The 17,617-nt window shown below is 26.6% G+C and carries 19 protein-coding genes and 1 other annotated feature; of the genes, 14 read left to right on the plus strand and 5 right to left on the minus strand.

The window, feature by feature from the left end; translation table 11 throughout:
- Positions 1 to 25: 25 nt before the first annotated feature.
- Genes BN6774_RS08835 through BN6774_RS08845 form a run of 3 tightly spaced genes read left to right on the plus strand, consistent with a single transcriptional unit; the run spans position 26 to position 1,882 of the window.
- Entirely contained in the window at positions 26 to 400 is a 375-nt protein-coding gene (locus BN6774_RS08835) for a GntR family transcriptional regulator (RefSeq protein WP_066892743.1), read from the plus strand.
- A gap of 2 nt (positions 401 to 402) precedes the next feature.
- Positions 403 to 1,254: an ABC transporter ATP-binding protein gene (locus BN6774_RS08840; RefSeq protein ID WP_066892745.1), complete on the plus strand. Its 852-nt coding sequence runs from the start codon at positions 403 to 405 to the stop codon at positions 1,252 to 1,254.
- Position 1,255: 1 nt separating this feature from the next.
- Complete coding sequence (locus BN6774_RS08845) at positions 1,256 to 1,882, plus strand: ABC-2 transporter permease (RefSeq protein WP_066892748.1); 627 nt, start codon at positions 1,256 to 1,258, stop codon at positions 1,880 to 1,882.
- Between the two features lie 95 nt (positions 1,883 to 1,977).
- On the opposite strand, the gene BN6774_RS08850 is transcribed toward BN6774_RS08845, so the two are convergent.
- Positions 1,978 to 2,235 (minus strand): DUF1294 domain-containing protein, encoded by a 258-nt coding sequence (locus BN6774_RS08850; RefSeq protein WP_066892750.1) that lies wholly within the window; start codon positions 2,233 to 2,235, stop codon positions 1,978 to 1,980.
- Positions 2,236 to 2,476: 241 nt separating this feature from the next.
- On the opposite strand from BN6774_RS08850, the gene BN6774_RS08855 reads away from it, so the two are divergent.
- The 3 genes from BN6774_RS08855 (at position 2,477) to BN6774_RS08865 (ending at position 5,588) form a co-directional block, all read left to right on the plus strand.
- Positions 2,477 to 3,802 carry an APC family permease gene (locus BN6774_RS08855; RefSeq protein ID WP_066892752.1) on the plus strand — a complete coding sequence of 442 codons (1,326 nt, stop codon included), beginning with the start codon at positions 2,477 to 2,479 and terminating at the stop codon, positions 3,800 to 3,802.
- 161 nt (positions 3,803 to 3,963) lie between these two features.
- A complete protein-coding gene (locus BN6774_RS08860; RefSeq protein WP_066892754.1) occupies positions 3,964 to 4,743 on the plus strand; it encodes an EFR1 family ferrodoxin in 780 nt (259 codons plus the stop codon).
- Positions 4,744 to 4,904: 161 nt separating this feature from the next.
- Positions 4,905 to 5,588 (plus strand): TIGR01906 family membrane protein, encoded by a 684-nt coding sequence (locus BN6774_RS08865; protein ID WP_066892756.1) that lies wholly within the window; start codon positions 4,905 to 4,907, stop codon positions 5,586 to 5,588.
- Between the two features lie 101 nt (positions 5,589 to 5,689).
- Here the strand turns inward: BN6774_RS08865 and BN6774_RS08870 are convergent, their stop codons facing one another.
- Together BN6774_RS08870 and BN6774_RS08875 are read right to left on the minus strand one after the other, a co-directional pair.
- Positions 5,690 to 6,856 carry an iron-containing alcohol dehydrogenase gene (locus tag BN6774_RS08870; RefSeq protein ID WP_066892758.1) on the minus strand — a complete coding sequence of 389 codons (1,167 nt, stop codon included), beginning with the start codon at positions 6,854 to 6,856 and terminating at the stop codon, positions 5,690 to 5,692.
- A gap of 109 nt (positions 6,857 to 6,965) precedes the next feature.
- Positions 6,966 to 8,342 carry an aldehyde dehydrogenase gene (locus tag BN6774_RS08875; protein WP_066892760.1) on the minus strand — a complete coding sequence of 459 codons (1,377 nt, stop codon included), beginning with the start codon at positions 8,340 to 8,342 and terminating at the stop codon, positions 6,966 to 6,968.
- A gap of 162 nt (positions 8,343 to 8,504) precedes the next feature.
- On the opposite strand from BN6774_RS08875, the gene BN6774_RS08880 reads away from it, so the two are divergent.
- The 3 genes from BN6774_RS08880 to BN6774_RS08890 all read left to right on the plus strand — a co-directional run bounded on the left by BN6774_RS08880 (position 8,505) and on the right by BN6774_RS08890 (position 10,551).
- Positions 8,505 to 8,777: a metal-sensitive transcriptional regulator gene (locus BN6774_RS08880; RefSeq protein ID WP_066892762.1), complete on the plus strand. Its 273-nt coding sequence runs from the start codon at positions 8,505 to 8,507 to the stop codon at positions 8,775 to 8,777.
- Positions 8,778 to 8,878: 101 nt separating this feature from the next.
- Positions 8,879 to 9,135 (plus strand) — a binding site (T-box leader).
- 50 nt (positions 9,136 to 9,185) lie between these two features.
- The gene (gene asnA, locus BN6774_RS08885) at positions 9,186 to 10,199 is read left to right on the plus strand and encodes an aspartate--ammonia ligase (RefSeq protein ID WP_066892764.1); all 1,014 of its coding nucleotides are present in this window, start codon (positions 9,186 to 9,188) and stop codon (positions 10,197 to 10,199) included.
- A 163-nt stretch (positions 10,200 to 10,362) separates the two neighbouring features.
- Positions 10,363 to 10,551, plus strand: a complete 189-nt coding sequence (locus BN6774_RS08890; RefSeq protein WP_066892766.1) for a ferredoxin — start codon at positions 10,363 to 10,365, stop codon at positions 10,549 to 10,551.
- Between the two features lie 34 nt (positions 10,552 to 10,585).
- On the opposite strand, the gene BN6774_RS08895 is transcribed toward BN6774_RS08890, so the two are convergent.
- The gene (locus tag BN6774_RS08895; RefSeq protein ID WP_066896563.1) at positions 10,586 to 11,059 is read right to left on the minus strand and encodes a threonine/serine exporter family protein; all 474 of its coding nucleotides are present in this window, start codon (positions 11,057 to 11,059) and stop codon (positions 10,586 to 10,588) included.
- 14 nt (positions 11,060 to 11,073) lie between these two features.
- On the minus strand, positions 11,074 to 11,838 hold the full coding sequence (locus BN6774_RS08900; protein WP_066892768.1) for a threonine/serine exporter family protein: 765 nt from the start codon (positions 11,836 to 11,838) through the stop codon (positions 11,074 to 11,076).
- A 197-nt stretch (positions 11,839 to 12,035) separates the two neighbouring features.
- Between BN6774_RS08900 and glyA the strand changes: the two genes are divergently transcribed.
- The 5 genes from glyA to BN6774_RS08925 all read left to right on the plus strand — a co-directional run bounded on the left by glyA (position 12,036) and on the right by BN6774_RS08925 (position 17,572).
- A complete protein-coding gene (gene glyA / locus BN6774_RS08905; RefSeq protein WP_066892770.1) occupies positions 12,036 to 13,271 on the plus strand; it encodes a serine hydroxymethyltransferase in 1,236 nt (411 codons plus the stop codon).
- Between the two features lie 161 nt (positions 13,272 to 13,432).
- Positions 13,433 to 14,899 carry a methyl-accepting chemotaxis protein gene (locus BN6774_RS08910; RefSeq protein WP_066892772.1) on the plus strand — a complete coding sequence of 489 codons (1,467 nt, stop codon included), beginning with the start codon at positions 13,433 to 13,435 and terminating at the stop codon, positions 14,897 to 14,899.
- Positions 14,900 to 14,967: 68 nt separating this feature from the next.
- The gene (locus BN6774_RS08915) at positions 14,968 to 15,723 is read left to right on the plus strand and encodes an exodeoxyribonuclease III (protein ID WP_066892774.1); all 756 of its coding nucleotides are present in this window, start codon (positions 14,968 to 14,970) and stop codon (positions 15,721 to 15,723) included.
- Positions 15,724 to 15,816: 93 nt separating this feature from the next.
- The gene (locus BN6774_RS08920) at positions 15,817 to 16,776 is read left to right on the plus strand and encodes an RsmB/NOP family class I SAM-dependent RNA methyltransferase (RefSeq protein ID WP_066892776.1); all 960 of its coding nucleotides are present in this window, start codon (positions 15,817 to 15,819) and stop codon (positions 16,774 to 16,776) included.
- Positions 16,777 to 16,831: 55 nt separating this feature from the next.
- Entirely contained in the window at positions 16,832 to 17,572 is a 741-nt protein-coding gene (locus BN6774_RS08925; protein WP_066892778.1) for an N-acetylmuramoyl-L-alanine amidase, read from the plus strand.
- Positions 17,573 to 17,617: the final 45 nt, after the last annotated feature.

Raw genomic sequence — 17,617 nt, forward strand, 5'->3', positions numbered from 1 at the left:
TTAATATACACTTGGAGGTGAAGTAATGAATATTATAATTAGCAATTCCTCACAAGTACCTTTATATGAGCAAATAGAAAGGCAAATAAAGAATCAAATTGTTAATATGAACTTAAAGCCAGGAGAGATTTTACCGTCAATAAGAACTTTAGCAAAAGAATTAAAAGTTAGTATTATCACAACTAAGAGAGCTTATGAGGAATTAGAAAAGGAAGGATTTATAAAAACTGTGGTAGGAAAGGGGACATTCGTTTCCCAAGCAAACAATGAAAGATTAAGAGAAGTTGCAATGTATGAAATAGAAAATAAATTAGAAGAAGCCATAATTTCATCAAAAGCAATTGGACTAACATTGGAAGAAACTTTAGATATAGTTAAAAGTTTATATGAGGAGGTATAGTTATGGAAGCTATCGAGATTAGAGGGGTAGAAAAAAATTATAAGAATTTCAAATTAGACATAAAAGAATTAATTGTAAAGAAAGGTTATATAACTGGATTTATAGGGCCAAATGGTTCGGGAAAGACAACAACTATTAAAGCTATTATGAATATGATAAAAGCTAATGCAGGGGAAATTTTAGTACTAAATGAAGATGTAAGTAAGAATGTAAATATAAAAGAAGTAATAGCTTTTGTTGGGGATACATCTGGTTTTTTAGAAGAGTCTAATATTAAAAGTATAAGAAGAGCTGTTTCAAGGTTTTATAAAAATTGGGATGAGAATCTTTATAAAAGAATAATAAATAACTTTAATATAAAAGAAGATTTAGTTTATGGAAAGCTTTCAAGTGGAAAAAAGAAACAATTTGAACTAGCCATAGCTTTAGCTAAAAAGCCAAAAGTTTTAATAATGGATGAACCTACTGCTAACTTAGATCCTATAGTAAGAAATGAGTTTTTAGAAATTTTACAAGAACAAATGGAAAATGAAGATACTACCATATTTTATTCTACTCATATTACCAGTGATTTAGAAAAATGTGCTGATTATATTGCTTTTATTTACAAAGGAAACCTTATATTGTATGGAGAAAAGGATTTGATATTAGAAAATCATTCTATTATTAAGGGAAAGAAAGAACTTTTAGATATAGATACAAAAAAAGAGTTTATATCCATAAAAACAAGTGGATATAACTTTGAAGGGCTTACAGATAATAAAGTAAAGGCTTTTGAGGTATTTGGTAATGAAGTAATATATGAGAAGCCTACATTAGAAGATATAATGCTTTATTATACAGGGAGGGAATAACATGAGCAGAATTATAAATTTAATATTATTACAGTTTGAGACTTTATTATCATTAAAAAAATATATGACATTAATAATTGGATTAGCAATATTTTTAGTATTTATACAGCCGGATATGTTTCCATTTGCAGGTGCAATGTTTATAATGGCTACATGTTATAATACGGCCTTTTATGAAGAAAAAAGCAAAGTAAATTATCTTATATATTCTTTACCAGTAAAAAGTACTGAATATATATTATCTAAATATATATTTGTTTCTATAAATACATTAGTTTCAATGGGAATATTATCAATAATATATAAATTAATGTTAAGTTTTGAAAGATTTAATGTTGTATCAAAGATTCCATTATGGTCATTTATTTTAGTTTTAGGCGGAATAGGAATATTTATGATGACAATATTGGTTCCGTTGCAGGTATTACTTAATTTTGAAAAAGCAAGAGTTATACTAGTATTTCTAACGGTTTTTCCAATAGTGTATTCTATGGAATTAACAAAGTTTTTACCTAAGATAAATTTAAATAATAATATTTTTATAATTTTAATAGTGCTTTGTATAATAACATTAATTTTAACTTCTTATTTTATAACATCAAATTTATATTCAAAGAAAGATATTTAATAAAAATAAGAAGTTAGTTTAAAATAGAAAGATATCATAGTGAGGTGACTTGAAATAGCGTCACGGTGCAAGCACTATGATATCTTTCTATTATTTTATTTAAAGAAAAAAAGTGAAATTTGAAAAAACATAATCAATGGAATACCTAATATAAACTTTTTATGTTTAGTTTTATGATGAAAAGAATACATACCGAGGTAAGTACCTAAGCTTCCACCTATAATGGCTAATAAAAATAAATTGGATTCTTTAATTCTCCATTTATGTTTAATAGCTTTTTCCTTATCTATATATATAGTTATAAAGGCAATAATATTAATTAAAATTAGATAATAAATTAAAATATCTTTCATAAATAGTCTCCTATAAAGCTTTATTATAAATTAATTATATAATAGAAAGCTTGTTTTACAAATATTTAATAAAAGTTTTCATCTAGATCAATAATTTATAATTAAAAGTAAAATAATGGTTTTGTTATAAAAAAATTATTAATATTAGAAAATTTTTATTCTTATTTTCAAATATATATGATATATTGTACATAGTAAAATTGGCATAATATATTTAATGACGTTAAGAAGAGGTGGAATTATGAAAAAAAATGAATATGGATTATTTACTGCCATAGGAATGATAGTAGGAATCGTTATAGGTTCAGGTATATTTTTTAAAAGTGATAATATACTAATAGCTACAAATGGAAGTATTACTTTAGGAGTTATTGTTTTTTCAATAGCAGCCCTTGGTATTATTTTTGGAAGTTTAACTATTTCAGAACTAGCATCTAGAGAGTCTAAAGCAGGAGGAATTATAACATATGCTGAATATTCTTATAATGAATCAGTAGCATGTGCTTTTGGCTGGTTTCATACTTTTTTATATTATCCAACACTAATAGCAGTAGTTTCTTGGGTGTCTGGAATATATATTTGCATGTTGTTTGGAATTGAAGCTGGACTAGCTACTCATACTAGTATTGGTTTTGTTGTTATGATAGTATTATATATTCTAAATGTCTTATCAGGAAAATTAGGAGGTTACTTTCAAAATGCATCCACAGTAATTAAAATTATTCCTTTAATTTTAATTGCCTTAGCAGGAATATTATTTGGTAATCCAAGTGAAATTAAAGTTGATGATGTGGTTCATATGCAATCAGCATCCTGGATAGCTGCAATTGCTCCAATTGCATTTTCTTTTGATGGATGGATAATTGCAACATCTATAGGACATGAAATTAAGGATTCTAAGAGAAATTTACCAAAGGCTCTAATTATTGCACCATTATTTATTTTAATAATTTATGTTTTATATTTTGTTGGAATAAGTATTTATGTAGGGCCTGAAAAAATAATGGCTCTAGGAGATGCTCATGTTGATTTGGCTGCCAGTATGATATTTGGTCCATGGGGAGCTAAAATAATTTTAACATTCGTAGTTGTATCTATTATAGGTACTGTTAATGGATTAGTAATGGGACATGTTAGAATGCCTTATTCATTAGCTATTAGAAATATGTTCCCTAATTCTAATAAAATAAAATTAGTAAATGATAAATTAGGTATGCCTATATATTCAGCAATAGTTGCTTTTATAATTTCTTTAATTTGTTTAATAGTTCATTACATAACTCAGAAATATAATTATTTACCTAATGGAGATATTTCTGAGATATCAATAACAGTTAATTATTTATTATACATATTACTATATATAAAAGTTTTAAAGATGGGCTTAAGTGGAGAAGTTAAAGGAATATGGAAAGGAAGAATAAATCCTATATTAGCTATGGGGGGGTCTATAATTATTTTATTTGGTAGTTTTTCAAATCCATTATTTATACAATACTTATTAATATGTGGGACCTTATTAATAGCATCAGTATTATTTTGGAAGTTTAAGAGAAAAAATGTTTAATTTAGTATAAGATCTATTTCTTATTATCATAAATTGATGAAGATAAGTATATATAGTAGAAAAAATGAATAAAAAAAATATTTCCATAATATACCATTTGGTTTATAATGTTATTTATAGTTGAATAAATAATTTATATAGTTAAATGGGAGGATTTTTCATTGAAAGGTATAATTTTATATTTTAGTGGAACTGGAAATACAAAATTTATTGCTAATAAAATTGAAGAAGAATTTACTAAAAATGGATGTGAAATAGAAACTCATTCAATTGAAGAGAAATTAGATTTACAGAATATATCTTATGATTTTTTAATACTAGGATTTCCTAAATATTTTGAATATATACCACATAATTTTATTGAGTATTTAAAGGATAATTTATATTATTCATCAAAAGAAATAAAAACTATGATATTTTCCACTGGAAAAGATAAAATGAAAATTTATTTTCATGAGTTAGAAAAAATATTATTAGAAAAAAATTATAAGGTAATTGTAACTAAAAATTTTCAGATGCCAGACAGCTTTACTTTGGGTAAAGGATACAAAAAGGTAACTAGAAAAGATATTAGGGAAATTTATGATAGTTCATTAGCTGATATTAAAGATATAGTTTTAAATTTTTTAATAGATAATACTATAAAAGAAGAGGTTAGTGATATTACTGCATCTATTTATAAAACAATATACAAATTTAAAACAAGAGATTTATATAAGAATTCTTTAAATTTCTCTGTAAGTTCAAATTGTGATAAATGTAATTTATGTGTAAATGTTTGTCCTACAAAAAATATTGAAAATATAAATAGTTATATTAAATTTAGGGATAATTGTATAATGTGTTGTAGATGCGTGAATGCTTGCCCTAAAAATGCTATATTATATAAGGAGAAAGAGCATACTCAATATAAAGAAAATATAGATTTAGTTGTTAGTTAAATAAAGAAACAATTAAAACTTAATAATGATAAGATAAGCTATATAATATATAGCTTATCTTATTTTTATATCTATAATTTTATGATATTATAATAAATATATAAAATAAAAGATGTATGGATAATATATAATTATTAAAATAACATGTTATGGAGTGAAAAATGAAAAGAGTATTAAGAATTTTTAAAAAAGTTACATATGGAATTTTAATTTCATTATTTACTATAGGAATTTCAACTATAATGACTTTGAATTTTAAGTTTATTTATAGTTATTCAATAGGTAAATATAACTTATTGGAAGTAGGAAGAGTATCAAGAGAAATGCTTATGAAAGATTTTAATACATTAATTAGTTATTTACAAAATCCTTTTATAGATAAGTTAAAATTAGTTAGTTTTCCTATGAGTATGAATGGAGAGTTTCATTTTTACGAGGTGAAAAAAATATTTTTATATATTTATGGTATGATTATTTTTATTGTTTTATTTTTTATAGGAGTATTTCTTTATAGAAAATTAAAAAATAAAAAGATAAGAATATATAAAGTATTAAACTATGGAGCTAATTCTTTGATATGTATAATAGGAGGATTATTAACAGCAATATTATTTGATTTTTCTAAGGCTTTTGTTATATTTCATAAAATTTTCTTTAATAATGACTATTGGATTTTTGATGAAAAAACTGATCCTATTATTAGTGTTTTACCAGAAGAATTATTTAAGCTATATGCCTTAGTAATTATATCTTTAGTAGTGTTTTTTATAGTTATTTATAAGTTCTACTATTATAAAATGAATTTTAGAAAAATAGATAATTATAATGAAAAATTAAAAGTGTAATTAGGAATTAAAGAAAGACTCTCCTGGTAAACTTGATTATGTGAAGTTTACTAGGAGAGTCTTAAATTATTATCTATCATTTAGAGGGCTTTAGATATCATTTATAGTGCTAATTTTAGAATTTCCAAAGCTTCTTTTTGTCTTATTTCAACAAAGTTACCAACGTGATCATAATGAGCAACAAGCTTCATTGACATTTCTTCGATACGATCATCACCTATATTTACATGACTTAATCTTGTTGGAAGGTCAATTTCAGTAAAGAAGTTTTCTAAGGCTTCTATACCTTTGAGAGCTGTTTCTTCAAGGTTATTTAAGTTAATATCTATATTGAAAACTCTATTTGCAAATTGAGCAAATCTATTTAAATCATGACTATAAACATATTTCATCCATGCAGGGAATACAATTGAAAGTCCTGCACCATGAGCAATATCATATATTCCACTTAGTTCATGCTCAATATCATGGCTAGCCCAATCTCCAATTCTTCCCATGCTTAAAGAATCATTATGTGCAATCATTCCTGATAGCATAATTTCAGCTCGAGCATTATAATCATTAGGGTTTTCATTTAATCTTAAAGCATTTTCCATAATAGCCTTTAATGTAGCTTCACATAGTCTATCAGTTAAATCAACATTCTTTTCATTAGTAAAATATCTCTCAAGTATATGAGCAATCATATCTGCTATTCCACAAGAAGTTTGGTATTTCGGTAAAGTATAAGTAAGCTCTGGATTTAAAATGGAGAAGATAGGTCTTAATGTTGGATGACCAGTACTTCTTTTATACCATCCATCTTCATTAGTTATAACGCATCCTGAGCTAGTTTCACTACCAGCAGCAGGTATAGTTAATATAGTTGCAAGCTTTAGACAAGTATGTTCAATTGGTTTATCTATAAACAACTCCCAAACATCGCCTTCATAATTAACACCAGCAGCAATAGCTTTAGCAGAATCTATAACGCTTCCACCACCTACAGCAAGTATAAAATCTATATCATTTTTTCTGCAAATATCTATACCTTCTCTAACTAAAGATACTCTAGGGTTAGGTTTAACTCCTGAAAGCTCAACTACTTCTATGTTTTCATTTTTTAAGGATGTTATGACTCTATCATATAATCCATTAGCTTTTATACTTCCACCACCGTAATGAAGTAAAACTTTGTTTGTGTATTTTTTAATCTCTTTACCTATTGTACTTTCGGTATTTTTACCAAAAATAATTTCTGTGCCATTTTTATAATTAAAATTTCTCATAAATCCTCCTTAAATATATATTTATATAATTATATATTACAGTATATTATGAATATTTTCAAATTAAGATGAATTGTTTAATATTAATTATTATTTTTATAAAATATCTTTACTTCATAAGCTTTTTTAGTAAATGAATTTTATCTTTATAAGGAGCAAATCTAATAGGTAGTTCAAAAAATGTGCCTCTTTTTATTATAGATTTACTATGAGAAAAGGTATCAAAGCTAGCTTTACCATGATAACTACCTATACCACTTAATCCAACCCCTCCGAATGGAATATTTGATGAAGCCACATGGATAATAGTGTCATTAATAGTAGCACCTCCAGATGAAATCTTTAAGAGAACTTTTTCTATAGAAGATTTATCTTCTGAGAAATAGTATAAGGCTAACGGTTTTTCTTTAGATTTAACATAGTTAATTGCATCATTTAAGCTAGAAAACTCTATAATTGGAAGAATAGGACCAAAAATTTCATCAGACATAACAGAGGAGTTCTCTTTTATATCCATAAGTATAGTAGGCTCCATGTACAAATCTTCATCACAAGTTGTTCCACCAAAGTATATATTTCCATCCTTTAAATAGCTTTTAAGCCTATTAAGAGAATCAATATTTACTATTCTAGGAAAGTCAGGACTAGCTTTTATATTTGAACCAAATTGTTTTAATATTTCATCTTTTAATGACTTCAGTAGTTCATTTTTTATAGAACTTTCTACTAGTATATAATCAGGAGCAACGCAAGTCTGACCAGCATTTAAGAATTTACCCCAAACAATTCTCTTAGCTGCTAGGGGAATATTTGCAGTTTTGTCTATGATGCAAGGACTTTTTCCACCTAGTTCTAAGGTAATAGGAATTAAATTTTTAGCCGCTTTTTCCATAATGATTTTTCCAACCGTTATACTTCCAGTGAAGAAAATATAGTCAAATTTTAAATCTAATAAAAATGAAACAGTTTCTTTTCCACCTAAAGGATTTATTACTTTAATATATCTTTCATCAAAATTTTTATTTATTATATTTTCTAACAATAATGATGTATTTGGACTGTTTTCAGAAGGTTTAATTATTGAACAATTACCTGCAGATATAGCACCAATTAAAGGTGAAATTATTAGTTGAAATGGATAGTTAAAGGGACCTATGATTAGAACAATACCATAAGGTTCTTTGTATATATAACTTTTAGCAGGAAAGTGTACTAATGGAGCTCTTCTTTTTTCTTTTTTAGCCCAGCTTTTTAAGTTCTTTAAGTGAAGATTTATTTCATCATATACCATTCCTATTTCAGTAGCAAAAGACTCAAAGTTTGATTTTTTCAAATCCTTATTTAAAGCAATCATTATTTCTTCTTCATTTTCATTTATAACTTTTTTTAGTTTTTTCAGTGCTTTTATTCTGAAATCTATGTCTTTTGTTACATCTGAATAAAAGAAATCTTTTTGTTCGTTAAAAATTTTAATGATATTTTCCATCATAACCTCCAAGGTATTATATAATTTAATACAATATATAGACTATTATAGCACTTTATATCCTAGTAAAGATAATTTTAATATTTTATTAATTGAAAGATATATTTATAAATGGTAAAATATATATACCCTGTAGAGGTATAATATTTTGGAGGGATAAAAATGGAAGAAGAAAATGAAAAGCTTAGAAAAGATATAGTTAATAGGCTTAAAAGAATTGAAGGTCAAGTAAAGGGAATTCAAGGAATGATGGAAAAAAACGTTTGCTGTTCAGATATTTTAGTTCAAATATCAGCAATTAGATCAGCAATAAATAGAGTTGGGGGATTAACTATAGAATACTACGCTAATAATTGTTTAAATATAGAAGAAGGATCTATGGAACAAGAGACATTAAAACAACTGATAAAGACTATAAATACTTTTGTGAAATAGTAAGATAAAACAGTGTATATTTATTAAATTAATAGAATTTTTAAAAAAGTATTTACAATTTTAAAATAAAATGATATTATTAATTTCAATAATACAAATAAAATAATGCTATGAAGAGAAGAAGTAAGATTAATGTATCCTCAAAGAGAGTTCTATCTAGGCTGAAAGTAGAATAGGAAAGTTAGTTTGAATAACATCTCTGAGCTGTACTCCCAAAGATAACAACTAGTAGGCAGTATCGGTTTCACCCGTTAAAGTGATAGAGTATCTAAGGTTAACTTACGTACTTGATAAGATTATTATTGTGAAGTAATAATGAATTAAGGTGGCAACATGGAATATAACTTTCATCCTTTTATAAGGGTGAAGGTTTTTTTGTTTTATAATAAAATTTAAGGAGGATTTTTTATGAAAATCGAAGGAATAATTGTACCAAAAGATTATAAAAGCAATACAACATTAATTGAAACTGAAATTAACATTAAAAAAATTAAGGATTTTTTTGAAAGGGCTTTAGCAGAAAATTTAAATTTAACTAGAGTTTCAGCACCATTATTTGTAGATAGTGAAAGTGGGGTAAATGATAATTTAAATGGTATAGAAAGACCAGTAAAATTTGATATTTTAGCAACAGGAGAAGATGTTGAAATAGTTCATTCTTTAGCAAAGTGGAAAAGATTAAGTTTATATAGGTATGGCTTCAATGTAGGAGAGGGTTTATATACTGATATGAATGCAATTAGAAGAGATGAAGAGTTAGATAATTTACACTCTGTATATGTAGATCAATGGGATTGGGAAAAAATAATAACTAAGGAAGAAAGAACAGAAGAAAAATTAAAAGAAATAGTTACAAGTATATATGATGTATTTAAGAGAACGGAGAAGTATGTTCATAAGGAATTAATAAAAGGTGAAGATAAATTACCTGAGAAAATTTTCTTTGTAACCACTCAAGAACTAGAAGATATGTATCCAAACTACACTTCTAAAGAAAGAGAAGATGCTATTTGTAAGGCTCATAAGGCTGTATTTATAATGAAAATTGGAGATATATTAAAATCAGGAGAAAAACATGATGGAAGAAGCCCAGACTATGATGATTGGAGTTTAAATGGAGATATATTATTTTGGTATCCATTATTAGAAAGGGCTGTAGAACTTTCCTCCATGGGAATTAGAGTAGATAAGAAGGCTTTAGACTATCAACTAAGAGTTTCAGGAAATGATTATAGAAGGAAATATGAATTCCATAAATTGTTGTTAAATGATAAACTTCCTTTCACTATAGGGGGAGGAATAGGACAATCTAGGATTTGTATGTTCTTTTTAAACAAAGCTCATATAGGCGAAGTTCAATCAAGTGTGTGGGATGAAAAAAATATTAAAATATGTAGAGAACACGAAATAAAACTATTATAAGCAATTTAATTTGATACAATTAATATTATTTGGGATTTATGACATGTGATAAATATTGACAATTATAAATAATTATTTATAATTATGGTATATAAAGTTATAAATTATTTAGTAAATTTTGAAGACTTAACTTTAATATATATAATTAGGAGGAGAAAGAATTATGAAAGCATTTGTTGATGGAAATACATGTATATCTTGTGGACTTTGTGAAGGAATATGCCCAGAAATATTCTCATTAGAAACAGGAGTATCTGTTGCTAAAGAAGGAGATGTTCCAGCAGAATACGAAGATGCAACAAGAGAAGCTTGCGATAGCTGTCCAGTTACTGCAATTTCAATAGAAGAATAATAAATAGAGCCATACACAAATTTGTGTATGGCTTTTATAATTTTTTTTTCTTTGATATCTTTTCTAATTCTCTAAGCTCTCTCTTTCTCTTAGCAGAGAGAAATAATCTAGTTAAAGTAGAAACAAAAATTATACCTAAAGCTAAAGAGCCAGCACTAGACATTGTAGTTAACCCAAGTTCAATTGATTCCATAATATTACCACTAATTGCTTCATACATAGTATAATACATACCGCCACCAGGAACCAATGGTATTAATGCACATATTATTAATGTGGTAACTGGAGTTTTTAAGATTCTAGCCATTATTTCAGAGTATATACTAAAAACTATTGATGCAATAAAAAATGATGAAGTTACATCAAAGCCTAAGCTTTCACAGTATAAACTAACAAACCAACTTATACCTCCACCTAATGCGGCATAAAACAATTTTTTCCCTTTAATATTAAATAATATTCCAAAGCCAAGAGCAGAAAATAGAGCAAAAATTGATTGTGTTATCATAGTTGTATTTATCATTATAGACCTCCAAATGTAGAAATCCAGAAACTAAGAACAGCTCCAGTTCCTATAGCAATTGATATGGCCACTAAAAATGCTTCAACAGCTCTAGTTGATCCAGCTAAAAGATCCCCAGAAATAGTATCTCTGATAGCATTAGTAATAGCGAGACCAGGAACTAAGAGCATTATAGATCCTATTATGGTTTTATCGATATCATTAATTAAATTAATTTTTAAGAATAAAATTGCTATTATAGCAGATATTCCTGCACAAATACTATTTATAAAAAATTGATTTATTTCTAGCTTTGAAAATTTTATAGATAAAGATTTAATAATAAGTCCAATGAAAAATGCAGCAATGGCCTCTTTAACTTTACCACCAAAAAGAAATACAAAACAGAAAGCACCAAGAGCAGAAATAATAATTGCTGTTTTGTCATTATATCTTTGACCATCATTAATGATTTGAAGTTGTTCCTTTAATTGTGATACAGTTAACCCTCTGCTTAGTATATTTCTAGATAAATCATTTACCTTATGAACCTTGTCTAAGTCAATGGTTCTTGTAGAAACTCGTCTAATAAGAGAATAAGTTTTTCCGTTATGGCAAATAGAAACCATTATACCAGTAGTAGTAACAAAGCTTTCAGCTTCTTCTACACCATAAATTTTACAAATTCTCCATATTATTTCTTCAGCTCTGTAAGTTTCACCGCCAGATTCTAACATTATTTTTCCGGCGAAGGTAGCAACGTGAAGTATTTCATTTAAATCCATAGCAATATACTCCTTAAAAACGTATAATTTCCTTAGGTATTATAACATATTGAATATTATATAGTATATACTGCTTTTCATTTTTAATTATATTAAAGATGAAAATAATAATTATTATAGATTTTAATTGATTATTATTGGAATTATATTTATAATTTAGACAAAGTACATTTTAAAATATTAGTTGGGGTGATACGATGAATTTTGAAAATCTTTCAAAAGAAGATAAAATTATTAATGAATTAATCAATAAGGAATTAAAAAGACAACAAGAAGGAATTGAATTAATTGCTTCTGAAAATTTTGCATCAAAAGCTGTAATGGAAGCTATGGGGTCATATCTTACTAATAAGTATGCAGAAGGATATCCAAATAAAAGATATTATGGTGGATGTCATGTGGTAGACGAAGTTGAAGACATAGCAAGGGAAAGAGCAAAGGAACTTTTTGGAGCAGAACATGCAAATGTTCAACCACATTCAGGTTCTCAAGCTAATATGGCAGTTTATTTGTCAATACTTGAGTATGGTGATACTGTATTAGGAATGGATTTAAGTCATGGTGGACATTTAACTCATGGATCACCAGTTAATTTTTCGGGTAAACTTTATAATTTCATATCTTATGGAGTTAATAAGGAAACTGAAACTATTGATTATGAAGAAGTAAGACAAATTGCTTTAAAAAATAAACCTAAGCTAATTGTTGCAGGGGCAAGTGCTTATTCTAGAATAATCGATTTTAAAGCTTTTAGAGAAATTTGTGATGAAGTAGGAGCATACTTTATGGTTGATATGGCTCATATTGCAGGCTTAGTTGCTGCAGGAGTGCATCCATCACCAGTTCCATATGCAGATTTTGTTACATCAACAACTCATAAGACTTTAAGAGGACCGAGAGGGGGATTAATACTTTGCAAGGAAAAATATGCAAAGCAAATTGATAAAACTATATTCCCAGGAATACAGGGAGGTCCATTAATACATACAATTGCAGCAAAAGCAGTGTGTTTTAAAGAAGCATTAGAACCATCTTATAAAGAATATATTAAAAATGTAGTTGATAATTGTAAGATTCTTTCAGAGGAATTAAAGAACTTTGGTTTTAATATAGTTTCAGATGGAACAGATAACCATTTAATACTTATTGATTTAACTAACAAAGATGTTACTGGAAAGGACGCGGAAATATTATTAGATAGTATTGGAATAACTGTAAATAAAAATACAGTACCAAATGAAACAAAAAGTCCTTTTATAACATCAGGAATAAGAATAGGGACTCCAGCAGTTACAACAAGAGGATTTAAGGGGGAGGATATTAAAGAAGTTGCATCTATAATAAATGATACTCTTTCTGTAAAAAATCCTGATATTGAATCTTTAAAAGCTAGAGTAAAAGCCTTATGTGAAAAACATCCTTTATATGACTAATAAATATAGTCTATGATGGAATAACAAATTAGTAGAAATATGCAAATGATTTTATAAATTATGGCATATTTCTACTTTTTTCTTTTTTTATCATTATAAATATAAAGAAAAAATTGGATATTACGAAAATATTATAGAGAAAGATAGAGGGGGAAAAGAATTTGGGAAACAATGTGAAAAAACAAACGAATAGAGGTTTTGTTATAGCAACAACAGTTCTTGCGATAACATACTCACTTGGATTATTATTTATGATAAAAGATAATAAAATTGAAAAGAATTTTGCAATAATAGCACTTGCTATAATGGCAATCTTTACAATAATTATGCTTATCTTTTATTTTAGAAATAAAGAAAATATAAAAATTAGACATATAGTTGGAACACCTTATGCTATTGTATATGCAATTTTACTATTTAAGTCTAATTTAGTAGTAGCACCAATAGCAATTGTGCCACTTATAGTTATATGCATGATTTATTTAGATCATAAATTTATGATTATTCCAATAGCTGGAGCTACTACATTTAATATAATTTGGGTATTTATAAATATAAAAAATCCTGATATAAAGGAAAATATCCTGTTAGAAATAGTTTGCGTCTTTATGTTTTATATTATGGCTTATGTAATAACAAAGATATCAAATAAAATAAGAGAAGAAGCTAATATAGAAAGAGAAAAAAGTAATAAGATGGTAAAAGAACAAGAAAAAATATTGGTGGAGATTAGAACTGCAATTGATTTGTTAAATAAAAATACTTCATCAATTTCTGATACCTTTAATACAATAGAAACATCTTCTGGCAATATTAGTAGTGCTATATTAGAAATATTAAATGGGTGTGAGGTTACAACTTCAAATATTGAAGAACAAAATAAAGCTTCAAGTAATATAAGATTAGATATTGAAAGCGCAGTTAATAATTCTAAGGAAATGGAAATAAAGTTTAAAGAAAGTAGAGATACTTTTGAAAATATATTTAAAATGATAGAAGATGTAGCTGAAAACTCAAAAAATGTTAAGAGTAAAAACTCAGAGGTATTTATTATTGCAAGAGAATTAAAAGAAAAAACTTCAAGAGTTCTTATGATAATTGATATAATAAGAGATATTTCAGAAAAAACAAATCTCTTAGCCTTAAATGCTGCAATAGAATCAGCTAGGGCTGGTGAATATGGAAGAGGTTTTTCTGTTGTTGCAGAAGAAATTAGGAAACTTGCAGAACAAAGTAAGGAATCTTCAAATGAAATAAATAATATTATAAAGGATTTAGAAAACGAAGTTATAAATGTTTCAAAATCAATAAATGATGTTACAGATATAATAAATGAAGAAGAAAAAATAGTTAAAAATACAACTAATGGACTTCATTCTTTAACAGATGGACTAAATAATATGGAAGAGCTTGTTAAGAACGTTACTAATAAAATTGTAGCTATAGATGTAGATAATTCGAAAATAACAGATGGAATTACTAATGTTGCATCTATATCAGAAGAAACCTTAGCGAATTCTCAAAGTACTGCTGCAACAGTTGAATTATTATTTAATGAGGTAACAGAAGCAAAGGGTTCTCTAGATGAATTAGTAGAGCTTTCTAAAAGGATGAAGGAATATTCTTAACATGATATTAAAGTCAAAATATGTTATAATAAATTTAGATTTATAACATAGAAAAGGAGAATTTAAATATGAAGTTAATATCATGGAATGTTAATGGAATAAGAGCTTGTGTAACAAAGGGCTTTTTAGATTTTTTTAATGAAGTAGATGCAGATATTTTTTGTATTCAAGAAAGTAAGCTTCAAGCAGGTCAAATAGATTTAGATTTACAAGGATATCATCAATATTGGAATTATGCTGAAAAGAAAGGTTATTCAGGAACAGCTATATTTACTAAAGAAGAACCTTTAAATGTTTTTTATGGCATTGGAATAGAAGAACATGATAAAGAAGGAAGAGTTATCACTTTAGAATTTGATAATTTTTATATGGTTACAGTATATACGCCTAATTCTAAAAATGAGTTAGCTAGACTTGATTATAGAATGATTTGGGAAGATGCCTTTAAAGATTATTTATTAAAGCTTAATAGCATGAAACCTGTAATTGTTTGTGGTGATTTAAATGTTGCTCATAAAGAAATAGATTTAAAAAACCCCAAGACTAATTTAAGAAATGCAGGATTTACAGAAGAAGAGAGAGGTAAATTTACTGAATTACTTAATTCAGGTTTTACAGATACCTTTAGATATTTTCATCCAGATGCTACAGGGGCTTATTCTTGGTGGTCTTATAGATTTAAGGCAAGAGAGAAAAATGCCGGATGGAGAATTGATTACTTTGTAGTTTCTGATTCTTTGAAGGATAAATTAGTAGATGCTAAAATACATTCAGAAGTATTTGGTTCAGATCATTGTCCAGTTGAATTAACAATTAATATGTAATTTATAAAAGTTACTTTATCAATATAAAATTGATAAAGTAACTTTTTATATTTATGGAAAATATAGTATAATAAGATTGAGTGGGGTGATTGAGTGTCAATTAAAGAAGTTAAGAATTATTTACCAAAGGACCTAATAGAAATTTTAGAGGAAATATATACAACAGGACAACTAGACGATATTTATAAAAGTTTTTATAGGGGGAGAAGTACAAGCTTTAGGATTAATAATTTAAAGGGTAACTCAAGAGAAGTAATGGAAGAACTAAGAATAAATAAAATAAAGGCTATTAATCATCCAATAATAAAGAATGCTTTTATAGTTAAGGATAAAAAGGAAAGTGTATTAAGAAAATTAGAAGCTTATAAATATGGAAAAATATATCTACAAAACATATCATCAATGTTACCACCATTATTTTTAGATTTAAGGGAAGATATAGTTATATTAGATATGTGTGCTGCACCGGGAGGAAAAAGTCTTTATATGGCGGATTTGACTAAAAATAAGGCTACTATACTGGCTAATGATTTAAATGAAATAAGAAGAGAGAGATTAAATTACAATATAGAAAAACAAGGTGCTACTTCAATAATTTCATTGAGTTCAGATGGTTGCACCATAGGAAAACGTTTAAATAAATATTTTGATAGAATTTTATTAGATGCACCTTGTTCAGGAGAAGGAATTATAAAGATAAATTCGCAGAAATCTTTTAATAGCTGGAACAAAAGAAAAATAGATCTGGCTTCAAGGTTGCAAAAAAAATTAATTGATAGTGCATATCATGCTTTAAAGCCAGGCGGTACTATGGTTTATTCTACTTGTACATTAAATCCTTTAGAAAATGAGGAAGTAATAAATTATGCTATAGAAAAATACAAGGATCTTAAGTTAGAGTTTATAGATTTAAATCTTCCTAATATAATAAGAGGAAAAATAAGCTTTGATAACAAAGAATATAGCAAAGATTTATATAAAACAATTAGAATAATTCCAAATGAATATATGGAAGGTTTTTTTATAGCAAAGCTAATAAAAGCAGAGGAATAATTAAAATATACCTTGGAAACTATAATAATAAATTTAATAGTTTTGGAGGTTATAAATGAAGAAATTAAAATTAATTTCTGTTGTTATATTATTATTTATTTTAATTAACTTTAATATTAGTATAGTTAAGGCTTTTGAAGAAGAAAAAAACAGTAATTTATTTACCATTTGTATTGATGCCGGACATCAAAAAAAGGCGGATAGTAAATTAGAGGCTGTTTCACCCAATTCAGATAGCAAGAAGCCAAGAGTCTCCCAAGGGACAGAAGGAGTAGGAACAAAAAAAGCTGAATATATTGTTAACTTAGAAGCTGCATTTTTTCTAAGAGAAGTTTTATATAATAAAGGATATAATGTAGTAATGACTAGGGAAAGTCATGATGTTAATATTAGCAATATAGAAAGAGCAGAAATTGCTAATAAGGCAAAGGCAGATATGACTATTAGAATCCACTGTGACAGTATAAGAGATAGTATTAAAACTGGAGCTACCATATTAATCCCTTCTAGCAAAAGTAATAATACAAAAAGTATATATGAAGCAAGCAATAAATTTGCTAATATACTAAAAGATAATTTGAAAAAGGAAGGAATAAAGGTTAATGGAATTTTTGAAAGAAGCGATATTACTGGATTTAATTGGTCAAAAGTTCCTGTAGTTATATTGGAAATGGGTTTTATGAGTAATTATAATGAAGATAAGATGCTTTGTGACGAGAATTATCAGAAGAAACTTATGAATATAGTAGCAGAGTCAATAGACAAATACAAAGAAAATGAAGAGTTAAAAATGTAAAATTAATGATAAAGCTTCATATGAAGCTTTATCATTAATTTTTTT

Origin of the sequence: Clostridium nigeriense, from assembly GCF_900086595.1 — a bacterium.
Classification (GTDB): Bacteria; Bacillota; Clostridia; order Clostridiales; family Clostridiaceae; genus Clostridium; species Clostridium nigeriense.